Raw genomic sequence first — 25,955 nt, 5'->3', positions numbered from 1 at the left:
CACCCCGCGCAGCGCCCCGAGGAGGCCGCCGCCGTGACAGACCTGGACACCCGAGTCCGCGTCGCCTACTTCGTGCCGCCCTCGGAGCACTTCGCGGGGGTGGAGCGCGTGGTGCACGAGATCGCCTCGGGGGTCGCGCAGGCCCACGGCGACGAGCTCGACGTGCACGTGCTGTTCTCGACGCGCTACGACGACGCGTTGCTCGAGGAGACGCCGTACACGCTGCACCAGCTGGGCGTCGACCGGCTGCGGAACCTGGCGGGCCCGCTGCGCGAGGTCGTCGCCCGGGAGGGTTTCGACGTCTTCGTCTGCCCCCAGGTCGAACCGTCCGTGATGGCCCGCATCGCCCTGGTCGGGCTGCGCGTGCCGGTGTTCATCACGCACCTGCACGGGAACCCGCGCGTGGAGGAGCGCGACGGTTCGCGGCGCACCCGCTGGGCGTTCGCCGCGTTCCGCCACGTCCTGTCGCGCCGCAACGCGGCGGTGCTGAGCGTCTCCCCCACCCTGCGCGAGTACGCGCAGCGCTCGGTGACCGCGCACGCCCCCGTGGTGTTCGCCAAGAACCCCGCGAGGGAACTGGGCGGCGAGACGCGGCGCACCGCCCCGACCGGCGTCTTCCGCATGGTGGACGTGGCGCGGCTCGACCGGCAGAAGGGCCTGGACGTCCTGCTGCACGCCTTCGCGCTGGCGCGTCCCCACCTGCCGCCCTCGAGCTTGACCGTCGTGGGCACCGGCCCCGACGAGGCGGAGCTGAAGGCCCTCAGCCGCCGCCTGGGCGTCGACGACCGGGTGGTCTTCGCCGGGTACGCACCGGACCCGTCCGCGGCCTTCCGGGAGGCGGACTGCTTCGTGCTGTCGTCGCGGTGGGAGGGTTTCCCGCTCGTGCTGCTGGAGGCGCTGCGCTTCGGCCTGCCCCTGCTCGCCGCGGACTGCGACTTCGGGCCGTCGGACCTGATCACGGACCCGCGCATCGGTGAGCTCGTTCCGGTCGAGGACCCGCAGGCCCTGGCGGACGGGATGGTCCGCGCCGCGCACCGGGCCCCCGACCCGGCGGCCGAGGCGTTCCGCCGCGCGACGGCCGCCTCCTACGGGCGCGCAGAGGCCAGCGAGATGCACGTCGAGGTCCTGCGCGACGTCGCCGGCCGCGTGCCGGCGCAGAACCGCCGGCTGCGCGAGTTCGCGGCGCGCTGAGCGCCGCGGGGCGGCCCCTCAGCGCGTCGCGCGGGGCCGCACGTCCTCGGTCACGGCGGCGCGCGGCGGGCGCCCGGCCAGCAGGTCCTCGGTGAGCAGGACGTGCCGCAGGGCGTAGTCCTCCTCGGTGAGCCCGCGGGCGAGCATGTCCTCGCGCCCGCGGCGGCAGTGCTCCACGTCGCCGCGCTCCAGCGCCTCGCGCACGGCCGAGGCCAGGGACTCCGCGTCCCCCGTGGCGCAGTAGAACGCCGTCTCGCCGCCGTAGAGCTCGATGCCGCCGACGCGGGTGGCCACGACCGGCCGCTCGATGCCGATGGCCTGCAGCACCGTCGTCGCGCCGGAGGCGTGGGGGTTGGGTCGCACGGGCACCACCACCGCGTCGCAGGCGGCGTACTCGCGCTCCATGGCGCTGTGGTCGGCCGCCTGACGCACCTGCACGTTGGGCAGCGACGCCAGGTGCTGCGCCGCGGCGCGGCGGGAGAGCACGACGAAGTCGACCTCGGGGCACAGCCGGGCCGCGCGCCCGAGCGTCTCCCAGTCGCGGTCCTTGTCGTTGCCGGGAGCGATGACGACGGGTCGCGGGCGGGGGGTGCGCGGGCCGGCGGGCTCGGCGGGGGTGACGCCGTAGGGGACCACGTGCACGGGCCGGCCCAGCACGCGGGTGCCGATGCGGGCGCCGTCCTCGGCCAGGACGGTGTGCACCTGGTTCAGGCGCAGCAGCCGCAGGGTGAGGGCGCGCCGGGGGCCGCGGGCGGCCGGCAGCCAGCCCCACAACCACACCGACTGCGCGACGACGGGCTTGCCGGTGGGCAGGACGCCGAGGAGCTTGAGCGCGCTGAGCGCCAGGTGCTCCTTCTCGGTGTGCGTCCACACGACGTCGGCGTCGCGCACGGCGCGGCGGTTGTCCCAGGCGTGCACGAGGTCGAAACCGACCAGGTACTTCAGCCCCGCGCGCACGGTGCGTCCCAGCGGCCCCTCGGGCCGGCTCGTGGCGTAGGCGACGTCCACGCGGTCGCGGGCGTACGCGTAGCCGTAGGGGCCGGGGTTGTTCGCCTCACCGCGCCGGACGCGCTCCTCCCAGCCCTCGTCGTCCTGGCCGTGCCCGAGGAAGACCAGGACCGACGTCCTGGCACCCGCCCCGGCGGGGCCCGCCCCGTGATCCGTCACCGCGCTCCTCCGTCCGTCGCGCCACCGGTCGCGGCGCTCGCCACCGACCGCGCTGCGGCGCAGGCGGTGCGGTCGTGCGGCGTTCCCGAGGTGTTCGCGGCGCCGACGGCCGCCGACGCTCCGGGGCCGATCGGCCCTGCTGCACCCATCGTAACCGAGGGACCCGACCCTACGCGGGTTCCCGGTGACCCGTCCGGGTGAGGTTCCTCCGGGTGAACCCCGCGCCGCCCCCGGGCGGTTCCCGCAGGTCGGGGCGCCGCCGGGCGCGCGCAGCGGGCAGGTGCTGCCGCGACCGCGCCCCCGGGAACGGCCCACGCCCTACCCTGGCGGGGTGGCGACCACCAACCTGCGACGGGCCGTCGCCCTGATGACCGCGTCGAGCTTCCTGGTCCCCGCGGTCGGGTTGCTCACCCAGCCCGTGCTCGCGCGCGCCCTCGGCGCGACCGGGCGCGGCGAGATGGCGGCCGCGGTCGCGCCGGCGGTGCTGGCCAGTTCCGTCGCCACCCTCGGGCTGCCCGACGCGCTGACCTACCTGGCCGCGAGGTTCCCGCGCTCGGGCCGCGCCGCGCTCGGCTGGTCCGTGCTGCTCTCGGCCGTCATGGGCCTCCTCTGCGTCCTGGTCACGCTCCCGCTGGCCCCCGTGCTCGCCGGCGGGGACGTGGACCTCGCGCCGCTCATCGTGCTGTGCATGGGCATGGGGGTCCCGCTGCTCGTCGTCGGCGCGCTGCGCGGCGCGGCGCGCGGTCACCAGATGTGGACGGCCGTGGCCGTGGAGGGCGTCGTCAACGCCGGCCTGCGCATCGCCGGTTTCGTCGGCCTGTGGGTGCTGGGCGAGCTGACCGTGCTGACCGCCCTGCTGGTCGCCTTCCTCGCGCCGGCGGCGGCCGGACTGGTCTACCTGCCGCTCCTGCGCCGCAGGACCTGGGCGCGCGCCGCGGAAGCCCCCGGCGGGGAGCCGGAGGCCCGGAGCGGACCCGTGCGGGCCGGGGAACCCGGTGAGAGCGCGCCTGTCGGCGCGGGAACCGTGCGGTTCCTGCTGCGCTACGGCGGCATGGTGTGGTTCGGGTCGGTGGCGAGCATGCTCGTGGCGCGCATGGACCAGGTGCTGATGGTGCCGCTGTCCAGCGCGGAGGACCTCGGTCTCTACACCGTGGCGGTGACGGTCTCCGACGTGCCCATCGTCGTCGCGCTCGCGGTCTCCGGCGCCCTGCAGGGCGTCGGCAGCCGCTCCAACGACCCCGACCAGGTGGTGCTGACCACGCGCCTGGCCCTGCTGCTGACGTCGGCGAGCTGCCTCGTCCTGGGCGCCAGCGCACCGCTGTGGATCGTGCCGCTCTTCGGCGCGGAGTTCCAGGCGGCGGTGGTCCCCAGCCTCATGCTCTTCGCCTCGGCGGTCGCCTACGTCCCGGGCCTGATGGCCGGCGCCGGGCTGGCCGCCTTCGGCCGCCCGGGCCTGCGCAGCACCGGCTTCGCCTTCACCTTCGCGGTGAACCTGGCGTGCTTCGTGCTCCTGGTGCCCACCCTGGGCGTCGTCGGCGCCTGCTGGGCGAGCATCGTCGGCAACGTGGCGATGTCCGGCTTCATGGTCCTGGCCGCCTCCCGCACCGTGCAGCGCCCCGTGCGCGACTTCCTGGTCCTGCGCGGCAGCGACGTGGCGCTGGCGTGGCGCGAGGGCTGGGGGCTGGTGCGCCGCGTGCTGCGCCGGCCGGGTCGGGCGGTCCCCGTCGCCGCCGGCGAGCAGCACGACTGACCGCCCCGCGCGGCCGGCCCGGGTGGCGTCCAGCCGGTCCGCCGGCCCGGTCGATCCAGGTGGTCGGCCGGACCGGCGGCGAGTGCGCTGCGCGGCGGAGCGCCGGCAGTGGCGCTGCGCGTCGGCGCCGGTGAGCTCGTCGAACCCCCGCGTGCCGGGGTGGTGCCGCACGGACCTCAGCGGACCTCAGCGGACCTCGACTCGACGGGCCCGGGGGCGGGGACCGGCCCGGGAGCCTCAGCGGGCTTGGGCAGCGCGGCGCTGCCCACCTCGGCGCCGCGGACGTGGTCCAGCGCCACGCTGACGGAGGTGGCCCCGACGCCGCCGAGCAGCTCCAGGGCGTGCAGCAGCTCGGTGCGCGTGGTGGAGCCCGACTCCACGACCAGCAGGCTGCTGCGGCTCAGGGCCGCGACCACCGAGGTCTCGGAGCGCTCCACCACCGGCGGGCACGAGAGCAGCACGTAGTCGAAGCGCGCCTCGAGCTCCTGCAGCAGCGCGCGCATGGGGGCGGTGCTCAGCTGCTGCGCCGAGGCCCCTTCCACCGTGCCGGCCGGGACCGACCACACGCCCTCGGCGCTGCCGGGGCGCAGCACCTCCTGCAGCGTGGCGGAACCCGCCAGGACGTCCGCCACGCCCGGCGCCGGCGGCGCGGGGGCCGCGGCGCCGCGAGCGTCGGCGGGGCGGGTGCGCAGGTCGGCGTCGACGACGACCACGCCCAGGCGGATCTCCCCCAGCACGGCGGCGAGCTGCGCGGCGACCTCGTCGGCGGTGGAGTCCGAGGTGACGCCGGCCACCGCGATCACCCCGCCGGCGCGGGTGCCGAACTGCAGGTTGGCGCGCAGGTGGCGGAAGGACTCCAGCCGCACGTCGGCGCCGCGCGCCGAGCGCGAGCGCGAGAGGGGCAGCGAGGTGACCGTGGCCAGCGCCAGGCCGCGCGGCAGGTCCGAGGCCACCCGGATGCGGTCGTCGAGCGAGTGGGCGACGACCACCAGGCCGATGCCCAGCGCCAGGCCGATCACGGCCCCGAAGAAGGTGTTGTTGCGCGGGCGCGGGGACACGGGCGCGTCGGGCAGCACGGCCGGCGTGACGACCTCCAGGGCCAGCGGGGTGCCGGCGCCGGGGGCGTCGCTGGCGGGGGCGTCGCTGGCGGGGGCCTGGCGGCCGAGCGCCTCGGCCACCGCCTGCGCCCCCGACTGCGCCGCCTGGGCGCTGCCGGCCCGGACGGTGACGTCGATGAACGCCTGGCCCTCGCGGACCGCCGCGGACGTCCCCGCGCGCAGCTCGTTGACGTCGACGCCCGCCACGCCGGCGGCGTCCTCCAGCACCAGCGTGGAGGTGGCCAGGCTCGCGTAGGTGGGCGCGCGCTCCTGCGTGGTGGCCACGGCCTGCTGCAGCGAGCCGGCGGTGCCGTCGCTGCGCAGCGAGACGAGCACGGAGGCGGTGGAGGTGTACGTCGACGGCAGCACGAAGGTGAGCAGGTTGGCGGCGCCCACCCCCAGCGCCGTGAGCACGAGGACGGCCAACCAGCCTCGACGGAAGAGCCTGACGTACTCGCGCAGCGTCACTGCGCTACCTCCTGGTGGTCGTGGGTGGGGGTGGTCACGGGGAGCTCACCAGGACGGCGAGGCGGTCGGAGCGGTCCAGCCGGGTGGCGCAGACGCGCTGCAGCAGGCGGTAGTGGGCGGCCGTGGCGGCCTCCTGCGACCAGGCGCGCGCGGCCTCGCGGCGGTGCGCGGCGTCCTGCGCGCTCCACGGGCGCGCCGCGGCCCGCACGAGGGCCTCGGCCAGGGCCGGCACGTCCTCGGGCGGCACGAGCTCGCCGGTGCGCGGGTCGGAGACGACGTCGCCGGGCCCGAACTCGCAGTCCGCCGCCAGGACGGGCAGTCCCACCGAGAGGGCCTCGACGAGGGCGACGCCGAAGCCCTCCCAGCGCGAGGGCAGCACGAAAAGGTCCGCCTCGCGCAGGTGCCGGGCCGGGTCGGTGTCGTAGCCGGCGAAGACCACGACGTCGTCCAGGCCCAGCCGCGTCGAGGAGCGCCGCAGCGCCTCCTCCTCGGGCCCGGAGCCCACCAGCGTGAGGGTGACGGCGGGCAGCCGGTCGCGGGCGGCGGCGAGCGCCTCCAGCAGCAGGTCCTGGCCCTTCTGGCGCGACAGGCGCGCGACGTTGACCAGCCGCAGGCGCCCGGGCACCGGCGCGCCCGCCTCGCCGGGCAGGGCCCGCACGGGGTTCTCCACGTAGTGCACCGGCACGCCCCGCGCCAGGGCGGCGACGGCGTAGGCGGCCAGGGACGGCGAGACGGCGAGGACCGCGGTGCTGCGCCGCACGACGAGGTGCCGGAACAGGGCGAAGGCCAGGCGGGTGCGGCGGGAGCCGTCGGACTCCTCCAGGCGGGGGTTGCCGTGCAGGTGCGGCAGGAACACCGGCAGGCGCAGACCGCGCGTGGCCAGCCACGCCACGACGGAGGGTTCCACCTGCGGGCACACCAGGACGTCGAAGCGCTGCGCGGCGGCGCACGCGCGCAGCGCGGGCAGCAGGAGGCGCAGGCGGTCCACGCCCAGGACGTGCTTGGTGTAGGCGGTCGCGTCGAGCACGCGCTCGTCGTAGCGGCTGGCGAACACGACGTGGACGTCGAGGACGTCGCCGTGCCCCTGGGCGAGCCCGGTGGCGATGTCGTGGACGACCCGCTCGACGCCCGCGAAGTGGGCCGACGGCGGCACGAAGTAGGCGACGCGGACGCGGTCCGCGGGAGTGCTGACCTTCACGGGGTCGACCGTCCTTCCGCACCGGCGCGGGGCCGTCCACGCGACCCCTCGGGGTCCCGCGCGGCGGACGGGTGCGCGCCCGCGCGCGGGGAGCTCAGGGCGGCGTGGGCGAGCACGCCGAGCCCCATCCACAGGATGCCGTTGGTGTCCGCCAGGTCCGGGCCCGAGACGACCTTGGTGAGCAGCAGCGCCACGAGGGCCCAGGTGACCGGGCGCACCGCGCGCACGTGCGCGGTCTCGCGCACGAGCACCCACACGGCCGCGACGAGCAGCGCGGTGCCCAGCACCCCGACGGTGCTCAGCAGCGAGGCCGCGAAGGAGGAGGCGCGGTTCGAGCCGACGCCCACCCCGAGGCCGAAGGTGTCCACGACCAGGCCGAAGGAGTAGTCGTCGGCGCCCGAGCGCTCGGTGTAGGAGGCGGAGTCGACCTTGTCGTCGACGACGGCGCCGACCAGGTTGGTCAGCCAGGGCAGCACCCACAGCGCCGCGATCGTCGCGGCGCACACCAGGGCCACCGCCGCGCCGCTCAAGGGTCCGCGGCGCAGCAGGAACCGCGCCGCACCGGCGGCGACGGCGATCACCGCGAGCGCCGCGCCGGCCACGAAGAACGTTGCGGAGGTGGAGATCGCGCCCAGGAACAGCGCCACGCCCGCGACGAGGAGCAGCCCCAGGCGGTGCAGGCCGCCCACCGCCAGGGAGCGGGACGCGGCGTAGGCGACGGTGATGAGGGAGGAGCCCGCCAGCCCCGCCGGCTCCGAGAAGATCCCGCGGACCCTGGGCAGCCCCCCGGGCAGGGTCTCCTGGATCGTGAACCCCGGGGAGTTGTCGAACACGCCCCGCGGGTAAGGCATGCCGTACCCGCCGGCCCACGCCCACAGCGACAGCAGGGTGGCCAGGAGCGCGGCGGTCCCCACCACCTGCGGACCGGCCCAGCGCGAGCGGGCCAGGAACACCACGACGCACACGCTCAGGACCAGGTAGGTGATCTGGGCGATGTTCGACTTGGTCAGCACGCCCGCCGCCAGCCGCACGTCCCCGCCCGCGGGGGACAGCACCGGCAGGCCGTCGAAGAGCATCGGCGCGAGCAGCGTGACGAGGACCGCGACGACGCACAGCAGCACCAGCGGGCGCACCCCGGGCACGGGGGCCACCACCGCGCCGGGGGCCCAGCGGGCGCGCTGCAGCACGCGCAGCGCCACGCCCGCGGCGGCGCCGATCGCGACGGCGTAGAAGGTGGGCACCGCCACCGCGCCGGCCACGGCGGCCGCGCCGATCGGGGTGGCACCGCCCAGGGCGAGCGCGAGGCCGTAGCCGCGCGCGTTGAGGACGCCGAAGAGGACGACGACGGCGGTGACCAGCGTCAAGGTGGTGATGCGTCCCTCCCCGGGTGCGCGGTTCGCCGGCCCGCGCCGCTGCGGGCACCGGGCCCTGCGCGGGAGGGGCACGGCCCGTCGTCGACCATGCGATATTACGGGCGGAACCGGCACCCCGGACGGTCTCGGGACGCACGAGACCCCTGGGGCTGGAGAGCTCACCCGGAGGGCCCAATCACCACGCACCCCGCGCCGCGCCGGCGGCCCCTGCTCGCGCGCCGGCCCGGGCGCCGCCGCCTGACCGCGGTGGTCGTCGCCGCCGTGCTGCTCGGCACGGCCACCACCGTGCTCGCGCACCGCGCCGACCCCGCAGCGGCGGTGTCGGCGTCCTCCAGCGCCGCCGGCACCCGCGCGCAGGACCTGCTCGGGGAGGTGCCCGACGCCCCGGGCGCGCGGCGGGCGGTCTGGGCCAGCGACGGCGAGGCCGTCGGCGCGTGGCTGTCGCTGGTGTGGAGCCGGCCCACGCGCGTGGACACCGTGCGCCTGCGCGCCGCCGAGCCCGAGCGGGCCCCGCGCTCGCTGCTGGTCGGCTTCGACGACGGTTCCTCGCTGCTCGTCACCACGGGCCCCGACGGCGACGCGGAGGTGACCTTCCCCGAGCGCACGACGTCCTCGGTGCGCCTGACCGTGGCCGAGGCGGCGCCGGGAGCCGGTTCGGTGGCCCTGGCCGGGCTGTCCGTCGAGGACGGCGACGGCGACGTGCGCGCCCTCGGCGACGGGGACGCGGCCGCGGTGCAGGCCTCCAGCGGCGCGCCCGCGGGCACCGCCCTGCAGGACGGCGACGCGGCCGCGGCGGACGCGGGCGCGGAGTGGCGCGCCGACGCGTCCGACGGCTCGCCGTGGGTGGAGCTGGGCTGGCGGCGCCCCGTGGAGGTCTCCAGCGTGCAGGTGCTCGGCCCCTCGGTGGACGCGGTCGACCCCGTGCACCCTGCCACGGCCGCGCTCAGCGGCGTGCTGCGCTTCGACGACGGCAGCGAGGTGGTCGTCTCCGGCATCGCCGGCGGCGACGCGCAGCCGACGACCATCGCCTTCGCGCCGCGCGTGGCGCGCTCGGTGCGCCTGGAGCTGGCGCGCTCGGTGGCCACCGCGCAGGTCGCGCTGCGCGAGTTCCGCGCCCACGGCACAGGCACCACCCCGCCGCGCTGGGCCGCCACGGGCGAGACCCACACCGCCGAGCCGCCCGCCGCCGGGTGCGGCGACGACGTGGCCGCACCGGCGGCTCCCGCCCCGCCGGACCGGCCGGTGCTGCTGTGCCCCGCCCCGGGGTCGGTCGCCGCCGGGCCGACGACGATCGTGGTGGCGGCGGCCCCGGGGACCGTGCTGCGCGCCGAGGCCCCGATGCTCGACGGCGCCCGCACGGTGCCGGTGGTGCGCGAGGTGGGGGGCACCACGGCCGGCGCCGACGGGCGCGCGGTGCTGAGCGTGGACACCGCGGCGATGCCGCGCGGGCCCGTCACGGTGCGGGTGCGCGCCGGGGGCGCCGGGGACGCGCCGGGCGAGGAGGGAGCCGGGGGCGCGGGTGCCGCCGCGGAGCGCGAGGTGCCGGTGCAGCTGCTCAACCGGGCCGGGCGGGCGCTGGCCTCCCCGGGCTTCGCACCCGGCGGCGCGACGCTGCAGTGGGAGGAGACCTTCAGCGACCCGCTGTCCGTCTCGGCCAGCGGTCGCGGCGCGGTGTACGCCGCGGCCAAGCCCGTCTCCACCGGCACGCAGAGCTTCGGCGACGCAGCGTTCGCCGACCCCGCGCTGGGCGCGGGGACGGTGACCACGGTCGACGGGTACCTGCGCCTGCGCGCCGAGCCGACCGCCGGCCGCAGCGCCGCGGCGCCCTACGACCAGCAGTACCTCGGCGGCATGGTGTCGTCCCTGCGGGTGGGGGCCTCGGGGTTCGCCGCGCAGTACGGCTACTTCGAGGCGCGCATGACCGGTGCCCCCGGTCCAGGTTCCTGGCCCGCGTTCTGGACGATGAACACCCGCAGCGCCACGCGCGACGACGCCGTGGGCGGCGAGGCCGACGTGGTCGAGCTGTACGGGCACGACCCGGTCGGCAGCTGCCACGGCCTGCACCACTACGACACCGCCTTCGAGGGCGGGCAGCGCGGTGAGGGGCGCTGCCTGACCGAGGGCGACTTCTCCGACTGGACGACGACGTGGCACACGTACGGCATGCGCGTGCTGCCCGACGGCGCGGTGTTCTACGTCGACGGCGTGGAGGTGGCGGACCTGCGCGGGCTGGGGCGGCACGAGGAGCCGTTCTACTTCATGCTCGACCTGGCGCTGGGCGGCGGCTGGCCGGTGGACCTGTCGGCCACGGGCGGCACCACCGACCTCTACGTCGACTGGGTGCGCGTCTACACCTGAGGGTGCGCCTCTACACCTGAGCGGCGGCGGGCGCGGGGGTGGCGCCGCGCACGCGGCCCCACCGCAGCACCAGCAGGCGCCGCACCACCGGGCGCGGCACCACCAGCACGCCCAGGCACCAGCCGGCGACGACGAGGCGGTCGCGCCACGGCTCCGGTCCCGGCTGCAGCGGTGAGCGCAGCACGTCCAGCAGCTGGCGCGCGCGCCCGTCGCCGGGCAGGCCCTCGGCCCCGGGCGTCACCCGGCCGGCGGCCACCCGGAACTGCAGCAGCTCGCGGCTGCGGCGCAGCGCGCCGTCCCCGGCGCCGGTGCCGGCGAGGCGCTGCGCGAAGCGCCAGCGCGCCCGGGCGCGGCGCACCTCGCGCGAGAACCGCCCGTCGTCGGCCAGGAGGTCGCTGTCGTTGGCGCCGTGCTGGCGGTAGCCGACGACCACCTCCGGCACCGTGACGACGTCGCCGAGGAAGGGCGCGGCCGCCAGGCAGCCGGAGTCGGCGAAGTCGCCGAGCTCGGGCCCCTGGGGGAAGACGCGCTCGAGGAACCAGCGGGCGTAGGCGTTGCCCGACGCGGGCGGCGTGGGGTACGCCGAGGTCGTCGCGGCCCAGCGGCGCACGTCCACCGGGGAGGGGACGGGGTCGTAGGCGGGGAAGGGCGCGCCGATCGGCGCACCGGTGCGGTCGATGCGCTGCATGCGGAACTGCACCTTGCTCACGCCGTCGCGCCAGGCGCGCGCCAGGTGCACCGGCAGGTCCGGGGGCAGCACGTCGTCGGCGTCGAGGAACACCACCACGTCACCGGTGCTCTCGGCGAACCCGCGGTTCAGCGCGACGCGCTGGCCGCCGTTCTCGACGAGCAGCGCCCGCACGCGGTCGCCGTACCCGGCGATGACCTCGCGCGAGGCGTCGGTCGAGCCGTCGTCGACGACCACGACCTCCACGTCGTCCCAGCGCAGCGCGAGGGCGCTGTCCAGGGCCCGCCCGACGTAGTCGGCGTAGTTGTAGTTGGCGATGACGACGCTCAGGCGCTTCACGGGCGCACCGCGATGTCGAGGACGCGCTCGGGGGTGAACCGGCCGCGCACCACGTCGCCGAACGCACGGGCGTTGCCGCGCAACCGCTCCCGCCGCCACCCCTTCTCGGCGTGGACCGCGGAGCGCACGACGTTCTTCGCCAGCGGCCGGCCGATCTCGTAGGCGGCCAGCCACAGCGGGAAGCTGCCGGTGCGCGCCAGGTAGGAGGGGTTCATCACCTGCGAGTAGCCCAGGCGCTCGTGGGCGGTGCGCCCGCCGGACTTCACGCCGCGGTGCACCACGACGCAGTCGTCGACGCGGGCCAGCCGGCCGTGGCGCATCAGGCGGCGGGCGAAGTCGTGGTCCTCCAGCCACCCGTACAGCGGCAGGCGCTCGTCGAAGCGCTCGGCGGGCGCGGCGGTGCGGCGGTAGGCGAAGTTGCAGCCGTACAGCTCGCGGCCGGGCCGCCAGGCGCCGGTGAGCGGGGTGTCCCACGAGCTCCTCAAGGCGCCCAGCGCCTCGTCGAGCGCGATCGCGTCGCCGGTGGCGCCGTCGAGCAGCACCCTCCCGGTCAAGCCCACGACGTCCGGGTGGGCGGCGAAGAACGCCATCGCGCGCTCGAGGTAGTCCTCGCGCACCACCGCGTCGTCGTCGAAGAAGAACACGTGGGTCGCGTCGGGCACGGCGTCCAGGCCTTCGTTGCGCTGCGCGGGCAGGCCGCGGTCGTGCACGACGAGCGCACCCTGCGGCACCCGCGGAGGCAGGCTGGCCGCGTCCGGCACGGAGAGCACGAGCGTGAAGTCGCGCCACGTCTGCTCCCGCAGCGCGGTGGCCACCTCGCCCAGCAGGTCCGGCCGGCCCGCGGAGGCGAGCACGACGGCCACGCGCGGGGCACCGGTCCCCTCGGCGGGCGCGCTGCGGGGGGCGGGTGTCGTCACGGGCGTCTCCAAGGGGTGCCGGCCCCGGCGCTCCCGGGCGCGGCGGGGCCGGGCGCCGTCGTGGCGGGTTCGGGTGTGCGGTGGCGGGAGCAATGTACCGGGAGCGGCGGGCGCGGGAGGGGTCCTCGCGCGGGCTGCCGCCGGCCCCGTCCCGAGCGTACGCGCAGCGTGCGCTGGTCGTACCGCAGCGTCCACCGGACGGCGCAGCAGGTGCGTCACGCAACCGGTGCGGAGAGTCATCGCCGCGGCCCGCGGTGGGCCGATCCCCTGAAACTCCGGGCACGGCGCGGAGCGGTCCGGGTAGCGTCCCCGGGCACCGGCGCCGCTCCCGGCCGGGGGGGGGGGGGGGGGGGGGGGGGGGGGGGGGGGGCGGCCGCCCCCCCCCCCACGGCCTCGGCCTGCGCCGGCTGCAGCGCCAGCGGGGCGCGCTCGCCGGCGGCGGGCGGCGCGGGCGGGCGCGCCTGCGGCAGCTGCGCGCAGGCGCCCAGGGCCAGCACGCCCGCGCAGGCGGCGGCCAGGGCGCCGGCGCGGCGCGCGGCGGGGCGCGCGGCGGGACGGGGCGCGGCGGGGCGGGGCGTCACGAGGTCCCCCGCGCCGGGCGCGCACCGCGACCGCGCCCGCGGTGCAGCAGCAGGCCGAGCAGGCCGAGGACGGCCAGGACCGCCCCGCCGACGGCCAGCGGCACGGCGGCCGGGTGCCGGGCCGCCGCGCCGTCCAGCGGCCACGACAGGCGCACCCGCGGCGCCGCGGCGGTGCCGTCGGTGGTCACCACCGCCACGACCCCGCCGGCGGTGGCCAGCGCGGCGTCCGAGGCGGTGTCCCACGTCAGCTGGGCACCGCCGGCGCCGTCGGCGGAGGCGAGCCACACGTCGGCCGCGCGCGGGTCCGCGGCGGGCCCGGAGCCGGTGGTGCCGGTGCGGGCGGTGGGCTCGGCCAGGGAGCCGGCCACGCCCGTGACCTCGGTGCGCCCGGCGCCGTCCACCCACGCCCGCGCGTCCTGGGCGGTGGCCACGCCGACGAACACCGGCGCCCCGCCGGCGTCGGCGCGCACGGTGGCGGACGGGCCGGTCAGGTCGAGCAGTCCCGGCGCGGTGACGACGGCCGCGGAGCCGGGTCCGGGTTCCACCGCGACGGCCAGGGTGCGCGGCGGGGCGAGGACCGTCAGCAGCAGCGCGCCGGCGACGCCGCAGCCGAGGCCGGCCAGCAGCAGCAGCCAGGCGATCGCGCGTCGCACGGGTCCTCCGGGGGGTGTGGTCGGTCCGTCCCGGCCGCCCGCGCGCGCTCCGCACCGGCCGCGGGGGGCGCCGCCGTCGGCCGTTCGGCTCGACAGCCTACGCGCGGGCCCACCGCCGGCCGCGCCTCACTGGCCGCGGCCGGCCTCACCCTGCGCGCGCTCCACGGCCGCCTCCAGCCGCTCCAGCTTGCCGGTCAGCTCGCCCTCGCGGCCGGGGCGGATGTCCGCCTTGAGCACCAGGGACACGCGCGGGCCGTGCCGGCCCACCGCCTCGCAGGCGCGGCGCACGACGTCCATGCACTCCTCCCAGCCGCCCTCGACGGTGGTGAACATCGCGTCGGTGCGGTGCGGCAGGCCCGAGGAGCGCACGACCAGCACGGCGTCGGCCACGGCGGCGCTCACCGAGTCGGGTTCCCCGGCGGGGGCCGGGCCGCCGGAGGGGGAGACGGAGAAGGCGACGAGCACGCGCCCACGCTAGGTGCCGCCACGGGCCCGCGCACCCGCGCGGCGGCCGCGGGGCGGCGGGGCCCGCGACTACCCTGGGCCCCGCGGCCGCCCACCGGCCGCGCCCGTCCCCGAGCGCCCGGAGGTCTCCCGGTGTCCCACGAGTCCCACGACGCGTTCAGCATCGTCGTGCGCGGTTACGAGCGCAGCCAGGTCGACGCCCGCCTGCAGCACCTCGAGGAGGCGCTGCGCGAGGCGCGGGCCCGCGTGGAGGAGAGCGACGCGCGCGCCCTGCGGGTGGCCGCCGAGCTCAGCCAGGCCCAGAAGGAGCTGCGCGAGCACGACAAGCCGACCTACTCCGGGCTGGGCGCGCGCATGGAGAAGCTGCTGCGCCTGGCCGAGGACCAGTCCGGGGAGATCCTGCGCTCGGCGCGCCGCGACGCGGACCGGCTGCGCGAGGAGGCCCGGGCCGAGGCGCTGCAGACGCGCTCGCGCGCCGACGAGGACGCCCACCGGCGCACCGGGGCCGCCACCCGCGACGCCGAGGAGATCGTCGCGCGCGCCCGCGGCGAGGCCGACGGGCTGGTGGAGGCCGCCCGGCGCACCGCCGCGGAGACCACCGCCGCCGCCGAGCGGGCCGCGGCCAACCTGCGCGCGCAGGCCGAGCACGAGACGTCCGAGGCGATCGCCGCCGCCGAGCGCACCGCCGCGGCCCTGCGCGCGCAGGCCGAGCGCGAGACCCTCGAGCTGCGCACCGGCACCGAGGCCGCGGTGCGCGAGCAGGAGCTCGCCCTGGCCGCCGCCCGCGAGCGCGCCGCCGAGGAGGACCGCCTGCGCCTGGAGGTGGCCGCCGCGCGCACCGCCGCGCGCATCGCCGAGGCCGAGCAGCGCGCCGCCGAGGCCGAGGAGCGCGCCCAGCACGCCGCCGAGGCCGCCGAGTCCATCCGCGCCGAGGCCTCGGCGCAGGCTGCGCTGCGCGCGGAGGAGGCCCGCCGGCAGGCCGACGAGATGGTCACCGAGGCGCGCGAGCACGCCCGGCGGATGCTGGAGACCGCGCGCGAGCAGGCCGAGCGCAGCCGCACCTCCGCGCAGGCGGAGGTCGACGAGCTCATGCACCAGCGCGACGAGATCACCGAGCACCTCGACGACCTGCGCGGCCTGCTGGGCCTGGCCCCGGCTCCCGGCGCGGCGGGCGCCGAGCCCGGGGTCGTCGACCTCAGCGAGCGGCGCAGCACCGAGGACGACCGGGCCACCGCCGTCGGCTGAGCCCCTCCCGCGGCACCTCGCGCCGTCCCTCGCGCGGCACCTCGCGCCGTCCCTCGCGCGGTGCGTCCCGCCGCCCGGCCGCCCGCCTCAGGCGGGCGGCCAGGTGGTCGGCAGCGGGGCGCGCGCGGGGTTCACGCGCGCGACGACCTCGTCCAGCACGCGGCGCACCGAGCTCTCCCCCACCCACAGGTGCTTGGCGCCCTCCACCGCGACGACCTCCGCCTGCGGCAGCGCCGCGAAGCGCTCGCGCGCCTCGGCCGGGCGCAGGAAGTCGTCGTGCTCGGGCACCAGGGCCGTGACCGGCCTGCCCAGCTCGCCCCAGGCGCGCAGGTCCTCCGGCGTGGACCAGCGCAGCGGCGGGGACAGCAGCAGCAGCCCCTCCACCAGCGGGTCGCGCCCGTGCACCAGCGCCAGGTCGGTGCCGAAGGACCACCCCAGCAGCCACACGCGCGGCAGCTCGCGGAACTCCACCAGCTCCAGGGCCGCGGCCACGTCGAAGCGCTCCGCGCGCCCGCCGTCGAAGGCGCCGCCGCTGGTGCCGCGCGGGCTGGAGGTGCCGCGCGTGTTGAAGCGCAGCACGGCCAGGTCGGCCAGCGCCGGCAGCCGGTAGGACGCCTTGCGCAGCACGTGGCTGTCCATGAACCCGCCGGCGGTGGGCAGCGGGTGCAGCGTCACCAGCGTGGCCACCGGCTCGCGCTCGGCGGGCAGCGCCAGCTCCCCCACCAGCGTCAGGCCGTCGGCGGTGTACAGCTCGACGTCCTCGCGCCGCGCGGGCAGCACGACGTCGGAACGGACCTCCACCGGCTGCACCGGCTGCCCCGGCTGCCCCTCCTCCCCCGGCGCGCCGGGCCCCGGGGCGCCGCTCACCGGGCCAGCTCCTCGCGCAGCACGCCCAGCAGGGCCAGCACGTCCGCGCCGGTGGTGTCGAAGCTGGCCACGAACCGCGCCTCGACGCGGTCGGGGCCGTGGTGGGGGTCCCACACGTGGAACGGCGTGCGGGCCGCCGCGCGCGCGGCGACGTCGGCGGGCAGGGCGGCGAAGACGGCGTTGGCGCGCACCGGGCGCGTCAGGCGCACCCGCGAGCCGAGGTCCTGCACGCCGCGCGCCAGCGAGGCGGCCGCGGCGTTGGCGGCCGCGGCGTTGCGCAGCCACAGGTCCCCCTCGAGCAGCGCCAGCAGCTGCGCGGAGGCGAAGCGAGCCTTGGAGGCCAGCTGCAGGGACTGCTTGCGCAGCCGGTCCACGCCGGGGGCGGCCTCCTCGGAGCGCACCACGACGACCTCGGCGAGCCCGCCGCCGTTCTTGGTGCCGCCCAGGGAGACGGCGTCCACGCCCAGGCGGGTGGTCAGCTCCCCCAGCCCGGCGCCCAGCGCCACGGCGGCGTTGGCCAGGCGGGCGCCGTCCACGTGCACGCGCACGCCCAGGCCGTGGGCGACGTCGACGAGCTCGCGCAGGTGCTCGACGGAGTAGACGGTGCCCAGCTCGGTGCTCTGCGTCAGGGTCAGCGCCCCGACGGGGGCGGCCATCGGCCCCTGCGCGCGCCGCACGGCCCGCTCCAGGTCGGCCGGGTCCACCAGGCCGTCCTCGGTGGGCAGCTGGATGAGCTTGGTGCCGCCGACGTGCTCCAGCGCCCCGCCCTCGTCGTGCAGGACGTGCGCCTCGGTGGAGCACAGCACCGACTCCCAGCGCCGCGTCAGCGCCTGCAGGGCCACGACGTTGGCGCCGGTGCCGGTGAGCACCACGGCCGAGCGCACCTGCGCGCCGAAGTGCGCGCGCAGCACCTCCTCGAGGGCGGCGGTGTACGGGTCGGCGCCGTAGCTGCCGACGTGGCCGCCGTTGGCGGCCACCACGGCGGCCAGCACCTGCGGGTGCATGCCGGCGGCGTTGTCGCTGGCGAAGCCGCGCACGGCGGGGTCGTGCCGCGGGCGCGGGGCGTCCTGCGCGGGCTCGGCGGCGGTGTCGGTGGCGGTTCCGGTCACCCGGCGACGGTAGTGCGCGCGCGCCGCGCCCGGCTCAGCGGGGACCGCGCCGCCCGCGCGCGGCGAAGCAGGCGGCGTGCCAGTGCCGGCGCTCGCTGGCGCCGTCGCCGGGGCTGAAGGTGCCCACCGACGGCCACACCACCAGGTGCGGCACGCCCGGCGGGATGTCCTGCGCGCAGCCCGGGCAGCGGTACGTCTTGGTGGAGGTGTCCCCGCGCAGCTCGCGCACCACCCAGGAGCCGTCCGCGGCGTGCACGGTGCGGTCCACGCCGCGCCCGAGCGCACCGCGCGGGGGCGGGTCGGGGCGGCGGCGGTTGGCTCGGGGCACGCGCCCAGTCTCCCAGCGCGGCGGCGGCCACCGGGACCGGGCGGCAGAACCGGGCGCCGCCGCGGTGGGGTCCCCTCCACACCACCGTGGCGCGCCCGGTGCACCCCCTCAACCGTGGCGGGGGCGCTTTTCGTTACAGACCCCCCTGCGGGGGACGCGCGCACGGGCCGGGGCGGACCGGGCGGTGGGGTGCGGCACGTAAGCTCCCGGTGTGCGCCTGGTGATCGCCCGCTGCTCCGTCGACTACGCGGGGCGCCTGTCCGCGCACCTGCCGCTGGCGACGCGGCTGCTGCTGGTGAAGGCGGACGGCAGCGTGCTGGTGCACTCCGACGGCGGCTCGTACAAGCCGCTGAACTGGATGAGCCCGCCGGCGCGCCTGACGGTCGAGCCGGCCGCCGGGGGCGCCGGGGACGCCGACGGCGTCGTGGAGACGTGGACGGTGCAGCACCTCAAGAGCGACGACCGGCTCGTGGTGCGCGTGCACGAGGTGCTGCACGAGTCCAGCCACGAGCTGGGCGTGGACCCCGGCCTGGTCAAGGACGGCGTGGAGGCGCACCTGCAGCAGCTGCTGGCCGAGCAGATCGGCACCCTGGGCGAGGGCTACCGCCTCGTGCGGCGCGAGTACCCCACGGCGATCGGGCCGGTGGACATCCTGGCGCGCGACGCCGGCGGCGGTGCCGTCGCCGTGGAGATCAAGCGCCGCGCGGAGATCGACGGCGTGGAGCAGCTGACGCGCTACCTAGAGCTGCTCAACCGCGACCCGCAGCTGCGGCCGGTGGCCGGCGTGCTGGCCGCCCAGGAGATCAAGCCCCAGGCGCGCACGCTGGCCACCGACCGCGGCATCCGCTGCGTGACCCTGGACTACGACGCCCTGCGGGGCGTGGACGACTCCTCCGCGCGCCTGTTCTGACGCCGCGGCGCGCCCGGCGCCGCGGCCCGGGCCGGCTCGCCGTCGAGGCGCAGCACCCGGTGCAGCCGCGTGACGCGCACCAGCCGCAGCGCCGGGCGCGGCACGTCGCGCAGCACCATCTCGCGCCCGGCGCGCTGGGCCCGCCGGTGCGCCCCGAGCAGCACGCCCAGGCCGGTGGCGTCGGCGACGACGACCCCGTCCAGGCTCACCACCAGGGCCCCGCTGCCGCGGTCGACGGCCCCGTGCAGGGCCGCCCTCACCTCCGGCACGGAGTGCACGTCGAGGCGGCCGGAGACCCGCACCAGCCTGCCGGGCTCCTCCTCGACGGCGCTGGCACCGCCCGGTGGTGCCGCCCGGGCGGCGCGTCGCGCCGCCACGTCGTCCGCGGCGCTGGGCACCGCCGGTCTCGCTGCGACCTGGATCGCCATGTGTTCCTCCCCCGAGGACGCCGGTCGTGGTCACCGGCTGGGACGCAGGGGCCCGCCGTCCGGTTGCACCGCGCTCCGATCGTCCGGGACACCCTGTGTTCCGACTCTGCCACTCATCGCAGTCGATCGGCGAGGGTCGACGCGTCCTTCACCGAACGGTGACCTGCCGGGCACCGGCCGGGCCGGGGGTGCCGGCCGGAGGTGCTGGACAGGGCGGGGACACTGGGGGCGTGACCTTCAGCGGCTACTACTACGCGGTGGGACCCGTCGTCGCGCTGCTCGTCGTGGGCGTGCTGGTGCTGCTGCTGCGCTGGACGTTCTCGCACGGCCGCTCGCTGGTGGAGCGGCGCCCCACCAGCGGCAGCAGCAGCGAGTACGGCCTGCTGGAGGTGGTCTCCGCACCGGCCACGTTCGTGGAGGCGGAGGTGCAGCGGCGCACGCTGCAGGACGCCGGCATCCGCGCCACGCTGGCCCCCACCACGGAGGGCCCGCGCGTGATGGTCTTCCCCGAGGAGGCCGGGCTGGCGCGCCAGCTGCTCGCCGGGCCGGGCGGGCGCCCGTGAGCACGGCACCGGACGACGCGCTGCCCACCCCCCGGCAGGTCGTCGACGCCGCGCGCGCCCTGGCCGCCGAGGACGAGGAGCGCGCCGGGGTGGGCATGGTCCTGGCGCTGGAGGACGCGCCGGGCCGCGGCGCGGCGGCGGGCGAGCCGGAAGCGCGACCGGGCGCGCGACCGGGCGCCGAGCCGGGCGCGGCGCTGCTGGCGCGGCGCCTGGCGCGCTGCTGGGAGGTACTGGCCGCCGCGGACCCGGACGTGACCGTGCAGGACGCGCTGGCGGTCCTGGCCGACCTGGACCTGCGCCCCGTGCCGGCGCCGGCGCCCCCGCCGCTGCCGCCGGGCGCGCCGGCACCGTCCCTGGCGGCCTGGCGCCCCGACGGGTGGGTGCGCCCGTCGTGGCCGCAGCGGCGCGCCGAGGCCCGCCGGGTGCACGACGCCCTGGCCGGCGGGCGGCTGCTGCGGGTGGTCAACCACCACGACACCCCGCGCGCCGGGCGCGAGCAGCTGCGCGCGGAGCTGACCTGGTACGCCGAGCGCTTCGACCCGGTCACCGCCGACGACGTGCACGCCTTCCTGGACACCGGGCGCTGGCGCAGCGAGCGCCCCGGCATCGTGCCGGCCTTCTACGACGGCTTCGCCTCGGCCGTGGACGTGGCCGCCCCCCTGCTGGCCGAGACGGGGCTGGTGGGCTGGTTCTACCCGCCCACGGCGTTCCTGGACGCCCCGGCCACCGGCCAGCGCGACTTCGCCGTGCGCCACTCCTACGGCGTGCTCGACGCGCGCGAGGGCGAGCGGCTGGCGATGACGTGGGACGACCTCGCGGCGCTGGCCGAGGTGCACGAGGTGTGCGGGCACACCGCCACGCACGCCGCGAGCGCCGCCGTGCGCACGCCCGGCGACGTCGAGCGCGAGGTGCTCGAGCCGCTGGCGCGCCTGGAGCGGGTGTGCGGGCGCACCCCGGCGGCGTGGGCGTGGCTGGGCGGCACGCCGCACGAGCCGGGCGCCCCGGGCGACGCGGCGGTGGCCGCTGCGGGGGTGCGGCTGGTCACCTCCAACGCGGTGCTGCAGCGCCTGCCCTAGCCGCCCGCCCGGCGCGGGGCCCCGCTCAGCGCAGGCCGCTGCGCGCGAGCCCCGCGACGAACTGCCGCTGCGCCAGGCCGAAGAGCACCAGCACCGGCAGGGCGGAGATCAGCGCCCCCGCCATGAGGGCCGGGTAGTCGGTCGAGTACTGGCTCTGCAGGAACGACAGCCCCACCGGCAGGGTGTACAGCGCCGGCTCGCGCAGCGCCACCAGCGGCCAGGCGAACTCGTTCCAGCGGTAGACGAAGGTCATCACCACGAGCACCGCCACGAGCGGGCGCGCCAGCGGCAGCACGATGGACACCAGGGTGCGCAGCTGCCCGGCGCCGTCGAGCTGGGCCGCCTCGATCAGCTCGTCGGGCAGCGACAGGAAGTACTGCCGGGCCAGGAAGACGCCGAACGCCTCGGCCGAGCGCGGCACGATGACCGCCCAGTACGAGTTGATCCAGCCCAGGTCGTTGACGAGGTCGAACTGCGGCACGAGCAGCGTCTGCACCGGGATCATGAGCGTGGCGACGATGCAGAAGAAGACCACCGAGCGGCCCGGGAAGCGGTGCTTGGCGAGCACGTAGCCGGCCAGCACGTCCACGACGACGGTGAGCACCACCGCCACCACCGCGATGGCCGCGGAGTTCGAGACCCACTGCAGCAGCGGGAAGTCCACCAGCACGCGCCGGAAGGCGCTCAGGTCCACGCCGGTGGGCACCAGGCCCACCCGCCCGGTGGCCAGGTCCGCGCGCGAGGACAGGGCGGTGACGACCATCCAGTACAGCGGGAAGACCCACACCGCCGCCAGCACGAGCACGACCAGCAGCCGGGCCCGCCCGCGCGGGCGGCGCGGCCCGCGCGCGGCGGGCGGGGCGGGCGGGGCGCCGGGTGCCGCGCCGCGCGCCGGGGCGCTCACGCGACCTCCTCCGCGGCGCGCTGGGCGCGCCAGGAGAGCACCGTCGCCACGAGGATGACGGCGAAGACGACCACGCCGATGGCCGAGCCGTAGCCCTCGGCGCGCGCCTGGAAGCCCTGCGCGTAGGCGTAGGTCACGAGGATCTCCGTGGCGCCGGCCGGGCCGCCGCCGGTCATCACCCGCACCACGTCGAAGGTCTGGAACACCTCGACCACCATGAGCACGACGACGAAGAAGGTCGTCGGGCGCAGCAGCGGCCACGTCACGTGCCGCAGCCGCTGCCCGCGCGAGGCGCCGTCCAGCTCGGCGGCCTCCAGCACGTCGCGGTCGATGCCCTGCAGCGCGCTGAGGTAGAGCACCACCACCAGGCCGGTGCGGGCCCAGAACAGCACGAGGAAGACCGCCAGGGCCGCGGCGGGCCCGTCGGACTGCCAGTCGGGGGCGGGCAGCCCCAGCGAGGTGAGGGTGCGGTCGACGACGCCGACGTTCTGGTCGAAGATCCACCGCCCGGCCATGGCGACCACGACGCCGGAGAGCACGTACGGGGCCAGGAAGAGGGCCCGGAAGAGGCCGCGGGCCGGCAGCCGGTCGCGCAGCAGCAGGGCCACGCCGAAGCCGGCGGCCACGCTGCTGGGCACGGAGACCAGGGCCAGCAGGCCGGTGTTGCCCGCGGCGCGCCAGAAGACCGGGTCGGCGAGCATGCGCGCGTAGTTGTCCAGGCCGGTGAAGCGCGCCTGGCCGATGCCGGTGGAGTCCGTCAGCGAGATGCGCACCGCCTGCACCAGCGGGTACAGCACGAACACCCCGAAGAGCACCAGCGCCGGGGCCAGCAGCGCGTACGACGTCGCCCAGCGGCGCACGGGCCGGCGGGCGCGCGCGGCGCGCGCCGGGGGGCGCGAGGGCGCCCGGGCGGTCGTGGTGCCGGTGGCGCTCACGCGCCGACCACCGACGCCACCCCGTCGGTGATGCGGCGCAGGGCCGTGCGGTCGTCGTCGGAGCCGAGGAAGGCCTCGTCGAGGCGGTCGCGCAGCTGCGCGTTGACGGCGCTGAAGCTGGGCACGACGACCTGCTCGACGAGCGGGGTGCGGATGGCGCGCGCCTGCTCGACGTACAGCTGCATCAGGTCCGGGCGCACGCTCCACTGCAGGGAGCTCGCGTCCACGTCGTTGCGGGTGGGCAGCACGGTGGCGGCCGCGCAGAAGGCGCCGACCTGCTCGGCCTGCGCGCAGTGCGTCAGGAAGTCCAGGGCGGCGGCGCGCCTGCTGCTGTCCTGCACCGCCACGATCGCGTTGCCGCCCAGGTCGGCCGAGGCGTTGACGTCGCGCGGCAGGAAGGTGGCCGAGTAGGGGAAGCCGCCGCCCTCGATCTCGGTGAGCAGGAAGTCGCCGGCGAAGCACGTGGCGACGGTCTGGTTGAGGAAGAGGTCGCTGGCGCCCTGCCCGCGGGCGTTGGCGTTCGGCGGGGTCAGGCCCGCCCGGAAGAGGTCGCGGGTGTACGTCAGGGCGCGCAGCGCCCCCGGGTCGTCCTCGACGACGCCGGTGAGGTCCTCGGTGAGCAGGCGCCCGCCGGCCTGGTCGACGAAGTTCAGCCAGCGGAAGGCGCCGGCGTTCTGCCAGTTCACGGCCACGGCGTAGGTGTCCGCCCGCGTCGGGCGCACCCGCTGCAGCGCGTCGGCGAACTGCTCCCACGTCCAGGCGTCCTCCAGGCGCGAGGGCAGGGTCAGCCCGGCCGAGGCGACGGCCTCGTCGTTGAGCAGCACCATGGAGGTGTCGGTGTGGTGCGGGATGCCGAAGGTGCCCGCCTCGTCGGTGACGGCGCTCCAGAAGGCCGGCAGGAACGCCGGCTCCAGCGCGGCGGCGTCGGGCAGGTCGGCCAGCACGCCCTGGGCGCGGTAGGCGGCCACGTCGGTGTAGCTGACGCGGAAGAGGTCCGGCGGGCTGTCGGTGCGCAGGGCCGTGTCGACGGCGGTGAGCACCTCCGAGTAGGGCACCACCTGCAGCCGCACCGGCGGCCCGCCCTGGGCGACGAAGCTGTCCACGAGCGCCTGGAAGGCGGGCTGCTCGGCGTCGCTCGCCCAGGTGATCATGGTCAGCTCCTCGGATGAGCCGGAGGGGGCCTCGTCGGAGCCGGTCGAGAAGCCGCTGCAGGCGCTCAGGCCGGCGCCGGCGGCCAGGCCGGCGCCGGCGCCCAGCAGGGCGCGGCGGGACGTCTGCGGCGTGGGGCGGGGTGCGGTCACGGGAGCTCCGGTCGCTCGGGGCGGGCCGTCGGTCTCGACCCGTCGGTGGGGCGCCCCTGGGCGGGCCCGGTCACGCTAACCGCTGACCCCGCCGACGGCCCGGCGAACCGCCGGGACGCGGGTGCGCCGCGCTCAGGCCACGTTGACGTTCTGACCGGGCGGGGCGGACTCCAGCCAGGAGGCGAAGCCGGTGTAGGCGTCCGCGCCCATGGCCAGCTCCAGCGGGTCGCCGGCGTGCCGGCACTCCACGACGAGCGCGCCGGGCTGCACGGCCAGGCGCTCGGAACCCTCGGCGTCGCGCCGGCGCGTGACGTCGAGCGCCCCCCGCGCGAAGGTGCGCGAGGGGCGTGGCGACAGCGAGAAGGTGCGGTACCAGTCGAGGCGGTCGGTCTCGTACCGCGCCACCCCGAGGGCCCAGCGGCGGGACCCGGGGTGGCGCAGCGAGCAGTCGAAGGTGCCCAGGCGCCCAGTCAGGCGGCGCCGGCGCAGCACGAGCAGCAGCAGCAGGAGCAGCGCCACGAGGGCGCAGGCGCCCGCGACCTCCAGCGACAGCAGCAGCTCGCGCACGCGGTCAGGCCCCCCCGACCCGCTCGGTCAGCGGGTGCCGCCGGCCGGGCCGGTGCCCTCGTGCACCGTCTCGGCCACGATCGTCACCCGGTCGGAGTCGACGGAGAAGAACCCGCCGTCCACCCGCACGGTGACGCCGTCACCGCCGGTGCCGGTGACGGACACCTCGCCGTCGGCCAGGACGGCCAGCACCGGCTGGTGCCCGGCCATGATGCCGATGTCGCCGTCGCTGGTGCGGGCGCGCACCAGCGTCGCCTCCCCGGACCACACGGTCCGGTCGGCGGCCACCAGATCGACCTGCAAGGGCACGTCGCGCTCCTGTTCTGCTGCTGTCGTGGACTACCGGGACCGCTGGCGCCGCGGGGACGTCAGTTGCCGGTCTCCTTCTGGATGCGGGCCCAGTTGCGCTCGACGTCCTCCAGGCCACCGACGTTGAAGAACGCCTGCTCCGCCACGTGGTCCAGCTCCCCGTCGGCGATCTTCGAGAAGCCCTCGATCGTCTCCTTCAACGGCACCGTCGAGCCGGCCACCCCGGTGAACTTCTCGGCCATGTACGTGTTCTGCGACAGGAACTGCTGGATGCGCCGCGCCCGCGAGACGGTCAGCTTGTCCTCCTCGCTCAGCTCGTCCACACCCAGGATCGCGATGATGTCCTGCAGCTCCTTGTTGCGCTGCAGGATCTGCTTCACGCGCACCGCGGTCTCGTAGTGATCGCGCGAGATGTACAGCGGGTCCAGGATCCGGCTGGTGGAGGCCAGCGGGTCCACCGCCGGGTACAGGCCCCGCGAGGCGATCTCGCGGGAGAGCTCCGTGGTCGCGTCCAGGTGCGCGAACGTCGTGGCCGGCGCGGGGTCGGTGTAGTCGTCGGCCGGCACGTAGATCGCCTGCAGCGAGGTGATCGAGTGGCCGCGGGTGGAGGTGATGCGCTCCTGCAGCACGCCCATCTCATCGGCCAGGGTGGGCTGGTAACCCACCGCCGAGGGCATGCGCCCCAGCAGCGTGGAGACCTCCGAACCGGCCTGGGTGAAGCGGAAGATGTTGTCGATGAACAGCAGCACGTCCTGCTTCTGCACGTCGCGGAAGTACTCCGCCATCGTCAACGCGGACAGCGCCACGCGCAGGCGCGTGCCCGGCGGCTCGTCCATCTGCCCGAAGACCAGCGCGGTCTTGTCGAAGACACCGGCCTCGGCCATCTCGGCGATCAGGTCGTTGCCCTCCCGGGTGCGCTCGCCGACGCCGGCGAAGACGGAGACACCGCCGTGGTTCTGCGCCACGCGCTGGATCATCTCCTGGATCAGCACCGTCTTGCCCACCCCGGCCCCGCCGAACAGGCCGATCTTGCCGCCCTGCACGTACGGGGTCAGCAGGTCGATGACCTTGATGCCGGTCTCGAACATCTGCGTCTTGGACTCCAGCTGATCGAAGCTGGGCGCCTTGCGGTGGATCGGCCAGCGCTCGCTCACCTCCAGGCGCTCAC

At 77.2% G+C, this 25,955-nt stretch carries 25 protein-coding genes; 7 read left to right on the top strand and 18 right to left on the bottom strand.

Annotation, left to right across the window (positions count from 1 at the left end):
• Nucleotides 1-33: 33 nt before the first annotated feature.
• Complete coding sequence (locus ACRYMN_RS13440) at nt 34-1,191, top strand: glycosyltransferase (protein ID WP_432495914.1); 1,158 nt, start codon at nt 34-36, stop codon at nt 1,189-1,191.
• Between the two features lie 18 nt (nt 1,192-1,209).
• On the opposite strand, the gene ACRYMN_RS13435 is transcribed toward ACRYMN_RS13440, so the two are convergent.
• The gene (locus ACRYMN_RS13435) at nt 1,210-2,358 is read right to left on the bottom strand and encodes a glycosyltransferase (RefSeq protein ID WP_432495911.1); all 1,149 of its coding nucleotides are present in this window, start codon (nt 2,356-2,358) and stop codon (nt 1,210-1,212) included.
• Nucleotides 2,359-2,689: 331 nt separating this feature from the next.
• Here ACRYMN_RS13435 and ACRYMN_RS13430 point away from each other — a divergent pair, with 331 nt between their 5' ends.
• Complete coding sequence (locus ACRYMN_RS13430) at nt 2,690-4,108, top strand: lipopolysaccharide biosynthesis protein (protein WP_432495908.1); 1,419 nt, start codon at nt 2,690-2,692, stop codon at nt 4,106-4,108.
• 176 nt (nt 4,109-4,284) lie between these two features.
• Here ACRYMN_RS13430 and ACRYMN_RS13425 read toward each other — a convergent pair whose 3' ends face one another.
• The 3 genes from ACRYMN_RS13425 to ACRYMN_RS13415 are packed head-to-tail and all read right to left on the bottom strand — an operon-like array spanning nt 4,285 to nt 8,235.
• Complete coding sequence (locus ACRYMN_RS13425; protein ID WP_432495906.1) at nt 4,285-5,673, bottom strand: Wzz/FepE/Etk N-terminal domain-containing protein; 1,389 nt, start codon at nt 5,671-5,673, stop codon at nt 4,285-4,287.
• A gap of 34 nt (nt 5,674-5,707) precedes the next feature.
• Nucleotides 5,708-6,871, bottom strand: coding sequence for a glycosyltransferase (locus ACRYMN_RS13420; RefSeq protein WP_432495904.1), 1,164 nt, complete (start codon nt 6,869-6,871; stop codon nt 5,708-5,710).
• On the bottom strand, nt 6,868-8,235 hold the full coding sequence (locus tag ACRYMN_RS13415; RefSeq protein ID WP_432495902.1) for a hypothetical protein: 1,368 nt from the start codon (nt 8,233-8,235) through the stop codon (nt 6,868-6,870). The genes ACRYMN_RS13420 and ACRYMN_RS13415 overlap by 4 nt, the downstream gene beginning before the upstream one ends.
• Before the next feature lie 255 nt (nt 8,236-8,490).
• Here ACRYMN_RS13415 and ACRYMN_RS13410 point away from each other — a divergent pair, with 255 nt between their 5' ends.
• Entirely contained in the window at nt 8,491-10,602 is a 2,112-nt protein-coding gene (locus ACRYMN_RS13410) for a DUF7402 domain-containing protein (RefSeq protein ID WP_432495900.1), read from the top strand.
• Between the two features lie 10 nt (nt 10,603-10,612).
• Here the strand turns inward: ACRYMN_RS13410 and ACRYMN_RS13405 are convergent, their stop codons facing one another.
• The 4 genes from ACRYMN_RS13405 to ACRYMN_RS13390 all read right to left on the bottom strand — a co-directional run bounded on the left by ACRYMN_RS13405 (nt 10,613) and on the right by ACRYMN_RS13390 (nt 14,245).
• Nucleotides 10,613-11,629: a glycosyltransferase family 2 protein gene (locus tag ACRYMN_RS13405; RefSeq protein ID WP_432495897.1), complete on the bottom strand. Its 1,017-nt coding sequence runs from the start codon at nt 11,627-11,629 to the stop codon at nt 10,613-10,615.
• Nucleotides 11,626-12,546: a glycosyltransferase family 2 protein gene (locus ACRYMN_RS13400; protein WP_432495895.1), complete on the bottom strand. Its 921-nt coding sequence runs from the start codon at nt 12,544-12,546 to the stop codon at nt 11,626-11,628. The genes ACRYMN_RS13405 and ACRYMN_RS13400 overlap by 4 nt, the downstream gene beginning before the upstream one ends.
• A 577-nt stretch (nt 12,547-13,123) precedes the next feature.
• A complete protein-coding gene (locus ACRYMN_RS13395) occupies nt 13,124-13,780 on the bottom strand; it encodes a hypothetical protein (protein ID WP_432495892.1) in 657 nt (218 codons plus the stop codon).
• Nucleotides 13,781-13,906: 126 nt separating this feature from the next.
• Nucleotides 13,907-14,245, bottom strand: a complete 339-nt coding sequence (locus ACRYMN_RS13390; protein ID WP_432495889.1) for a thiamine-binding protein — start codon at nt 14,243-14,245, stop codon at nt 13,907-13,909.
• Between the two features lie 132 nt (nt 14,246-14,377).
• Between ACRYMN_RS13390 and ACRYMN_RS13385 the strand changes: the two genes are divergently transcribed.
• Complete coding sequence (locus ACRYMN_RS13385) at nt 14,378-15,490, top strand: coiled-coil domain-containing protein (protein ID WP_432495887.1); 1,113 nt, start codon at nt 14,378-14,380, stop codon at nt 15,488-15,490.
• An 87-nt stretch (nt 15,491-15,577) separates the two neighbouring features.
• Here ACRYMN_RS13385 and ACRYMN_RS13380 read toward each other — a convergent pair whose 3' ends face one another.
• The 3 genes from ACRYMN_RS13380 to ACRYMN_RS13370 are packed head-to-tail and all read right to left on the bottom strand — an operon-like array spanning nt 15,578 to nt 17,794.
• A complete protein-coding gene (locus tag ACRYMN_RS13380; RefSeq protein WP_432495885.1) occupies nt 15,578-16,357 on the bottom strand; it encodes an alpha/beta hydrolase in 780 nt (259 codons plus the stop codon).
• Nucleotides 16,354-17,466 (bottom strand): threonine aldolase family protein, encoded by a 1,113-nt coding sequence (locus ACRYMN_RS13375; RefSeq protein WP_432495883.1) that lies wholly within the window; start codon nt 17,464-17,466, stop codon nt 16,354-16,356. Before ACRYMN_RS13375 ends, ACRYMN_RS13380 begins: the two co-directional genes overlap by 4 nt.
• A gap of 34 nt (nt 17,467-17,500) precedes the next feature.
• On the bottom strand, nt 17,501-17,794 hold the full coding sequence (locus ACRYMN_RS13370; protein ID WP_432495881.1) for an Rv1322 family protein: 294 nt from the start codon (nt 17,792-17,794) through the stop codon (nt 17,501-17,503).
• 211 nt (nt 17,795-18,005) lie between these two features.
• Between ACRYMN_RS13370 and nucS the strand changes: the two genes are divergently transcribed.
• On the top strand, nt 18,006-18,704 hold the full coding sequence (nucS, locus tag ACRYMN_RS13365; RefSeq protein WP_432495878.1) for an endonuclease NucS: 699 nt from the start codon (nt 18,006-18,008) through the stop codon (nt 18,702-18,704).
• Here the strand turns inward: nucS and ACRYMN_RS13360 are convergent.
• Entirely contained in the window at nt 18,656-19,009 is a 354-nt protein-coding gene (locus tag ACRYMN_RS13360; protein ID WP_432495957.1) for an STAS domain-containing protein, read from the bottom strand. The two genes, nucS and ACRYMN_RS13360, sit on opposite strands and share 49 nt — an antisense overlap.
• A gap of 353 nt (nt 19,010-19,362) precedes the next feature.
• Between ACRYMN_RS13360 and ACRYMN_RS13355 the strand changes: the two genes are divergently transcribed.
• Both ACRYMN_RS13355 and ACRYMN_RS13350 read left to right on the top strand, forming a co-directional pair.
• A complete protein-coding gene (locus ACRYMN_RS13355; RefSeq protein ID WP_432495876.1) occupies nt 19,363-19,695 on the top strand; it encodes a hypothetical protein in 333 nt (110 codons plus the stop codon).
• Nucleotides 19,692-20,771: a polysaccharide deacetylase family protein gene (locus ACRYMN_RS13350; RefSeq protein ID WP_432495873.1), complete on the top strand. Its 1,080-nt coding sequence runs from the start codon at nt 19,692-19,694 to the stop codon at nt 20,769-20,771. Before ACRYMN_RS13355 ends, ACRYMN_RS13350 begins: the two co-directional genes overlap by 4 nt.
• A 25-nt stretch (nt 20,772-20,796) precedes the next feature.
• Here the strand turns inward: ACRYMN_RS13350 and ACRYMN_RS13345 are convergent, their stop codons facing one another.
• The 6 genes from ACRYMN_RS13345 to atpD all read right to left on the bottom strand — a co-directional run.
• Entirely contained in the window at nt 20,797-21,675 is an 879-nt protein-coding gene (locus tag ACRYMN_RS13345) for a carbohydrate ABC transporter permease (RefSeq protein WP_432495870.1), read from the bottom strand.
• A complete protein-coding gene (locus ACRYMN_RS13340) occupies nt 21,672-22,610 on the bottom strand; it encodes a carbohydrate ABC transporter permease (protein ID WP_432495868.1) in 939 nt (312 codons plus the stop codon). The genes ACRYMN_RS13345 and ACRYMN_RS13340 overlap by 4 nt, the downstream gene beginning before the upstream one ends.
• The gene (locus ACRYMN_RS13335; RefSeq protein WP_432495865.1) at nt 22,607-23,911 is read right to left on the bottom strand and encodes an extracellular solute-binding protein; all 1,305 of its coding nucleotides are present in this window, start codon (nt 23,909-23,911) and stop codon (nt 22,607-22,609) included. The genes ACRYMN_RS13340 and ACRYMN_RS13335 overlap by 4 nt, the downstream gene beginning before the upstream one ends.
• 132 nt (nt 23,912-24,043) lie before the next feature.
• Entirely contained in the window at nt 24,044-24,469 is a 426-nt protein-coding gene (locus ACRYMN_RS13330) for a DUF2550 domain-containing protein (RefSeq protein WP_432495955.1), read from the bottom strand.
• Nucleotides 24,470-24,505: 36 nt separating this feature from the next.
• Nucleotides 24,506-24,787, bottom strand: a complete 282-nt coding sequence (locus ACRYMN_RS13325) for a F0F1 ATP synthase subunit epsilon (RefSeq protein ID WP_432495863.1) — start codon at nt 24,785-24,787, stop codon at nt 24,506-24,508.
• A 59-nt stretch (nt 24,788-24,846) separates the two neighbouring features.
• Nucleotides 24,847-25,955, bottom strand: a 1,109-nt coding sequence (atpD, locus tag ACRYMN_RS13320; RefSeq protein ID WP_432495861.1) for a F0F1 ATP synthase subunit beta, incomplete at its 5' end; no start/stop codon positions are given.

Origin of the sequence: Kineococcus gypseus (assembly GCF_050871305.1) — a bacterium.
In the GTDB taxonomy this organism is placed as follows: domain Bacteria; phylum Actinomycetota; class Actinomycetes; order Actinomycetales; family Kineococcaceae; genus Kineococcus; species Kineococcus gypseus.
The sequence above is the reverse complement of the archived record's forward strand: the minus strand, read 5'-3'. Positions and strand labels throughout refer to the sequence as shown.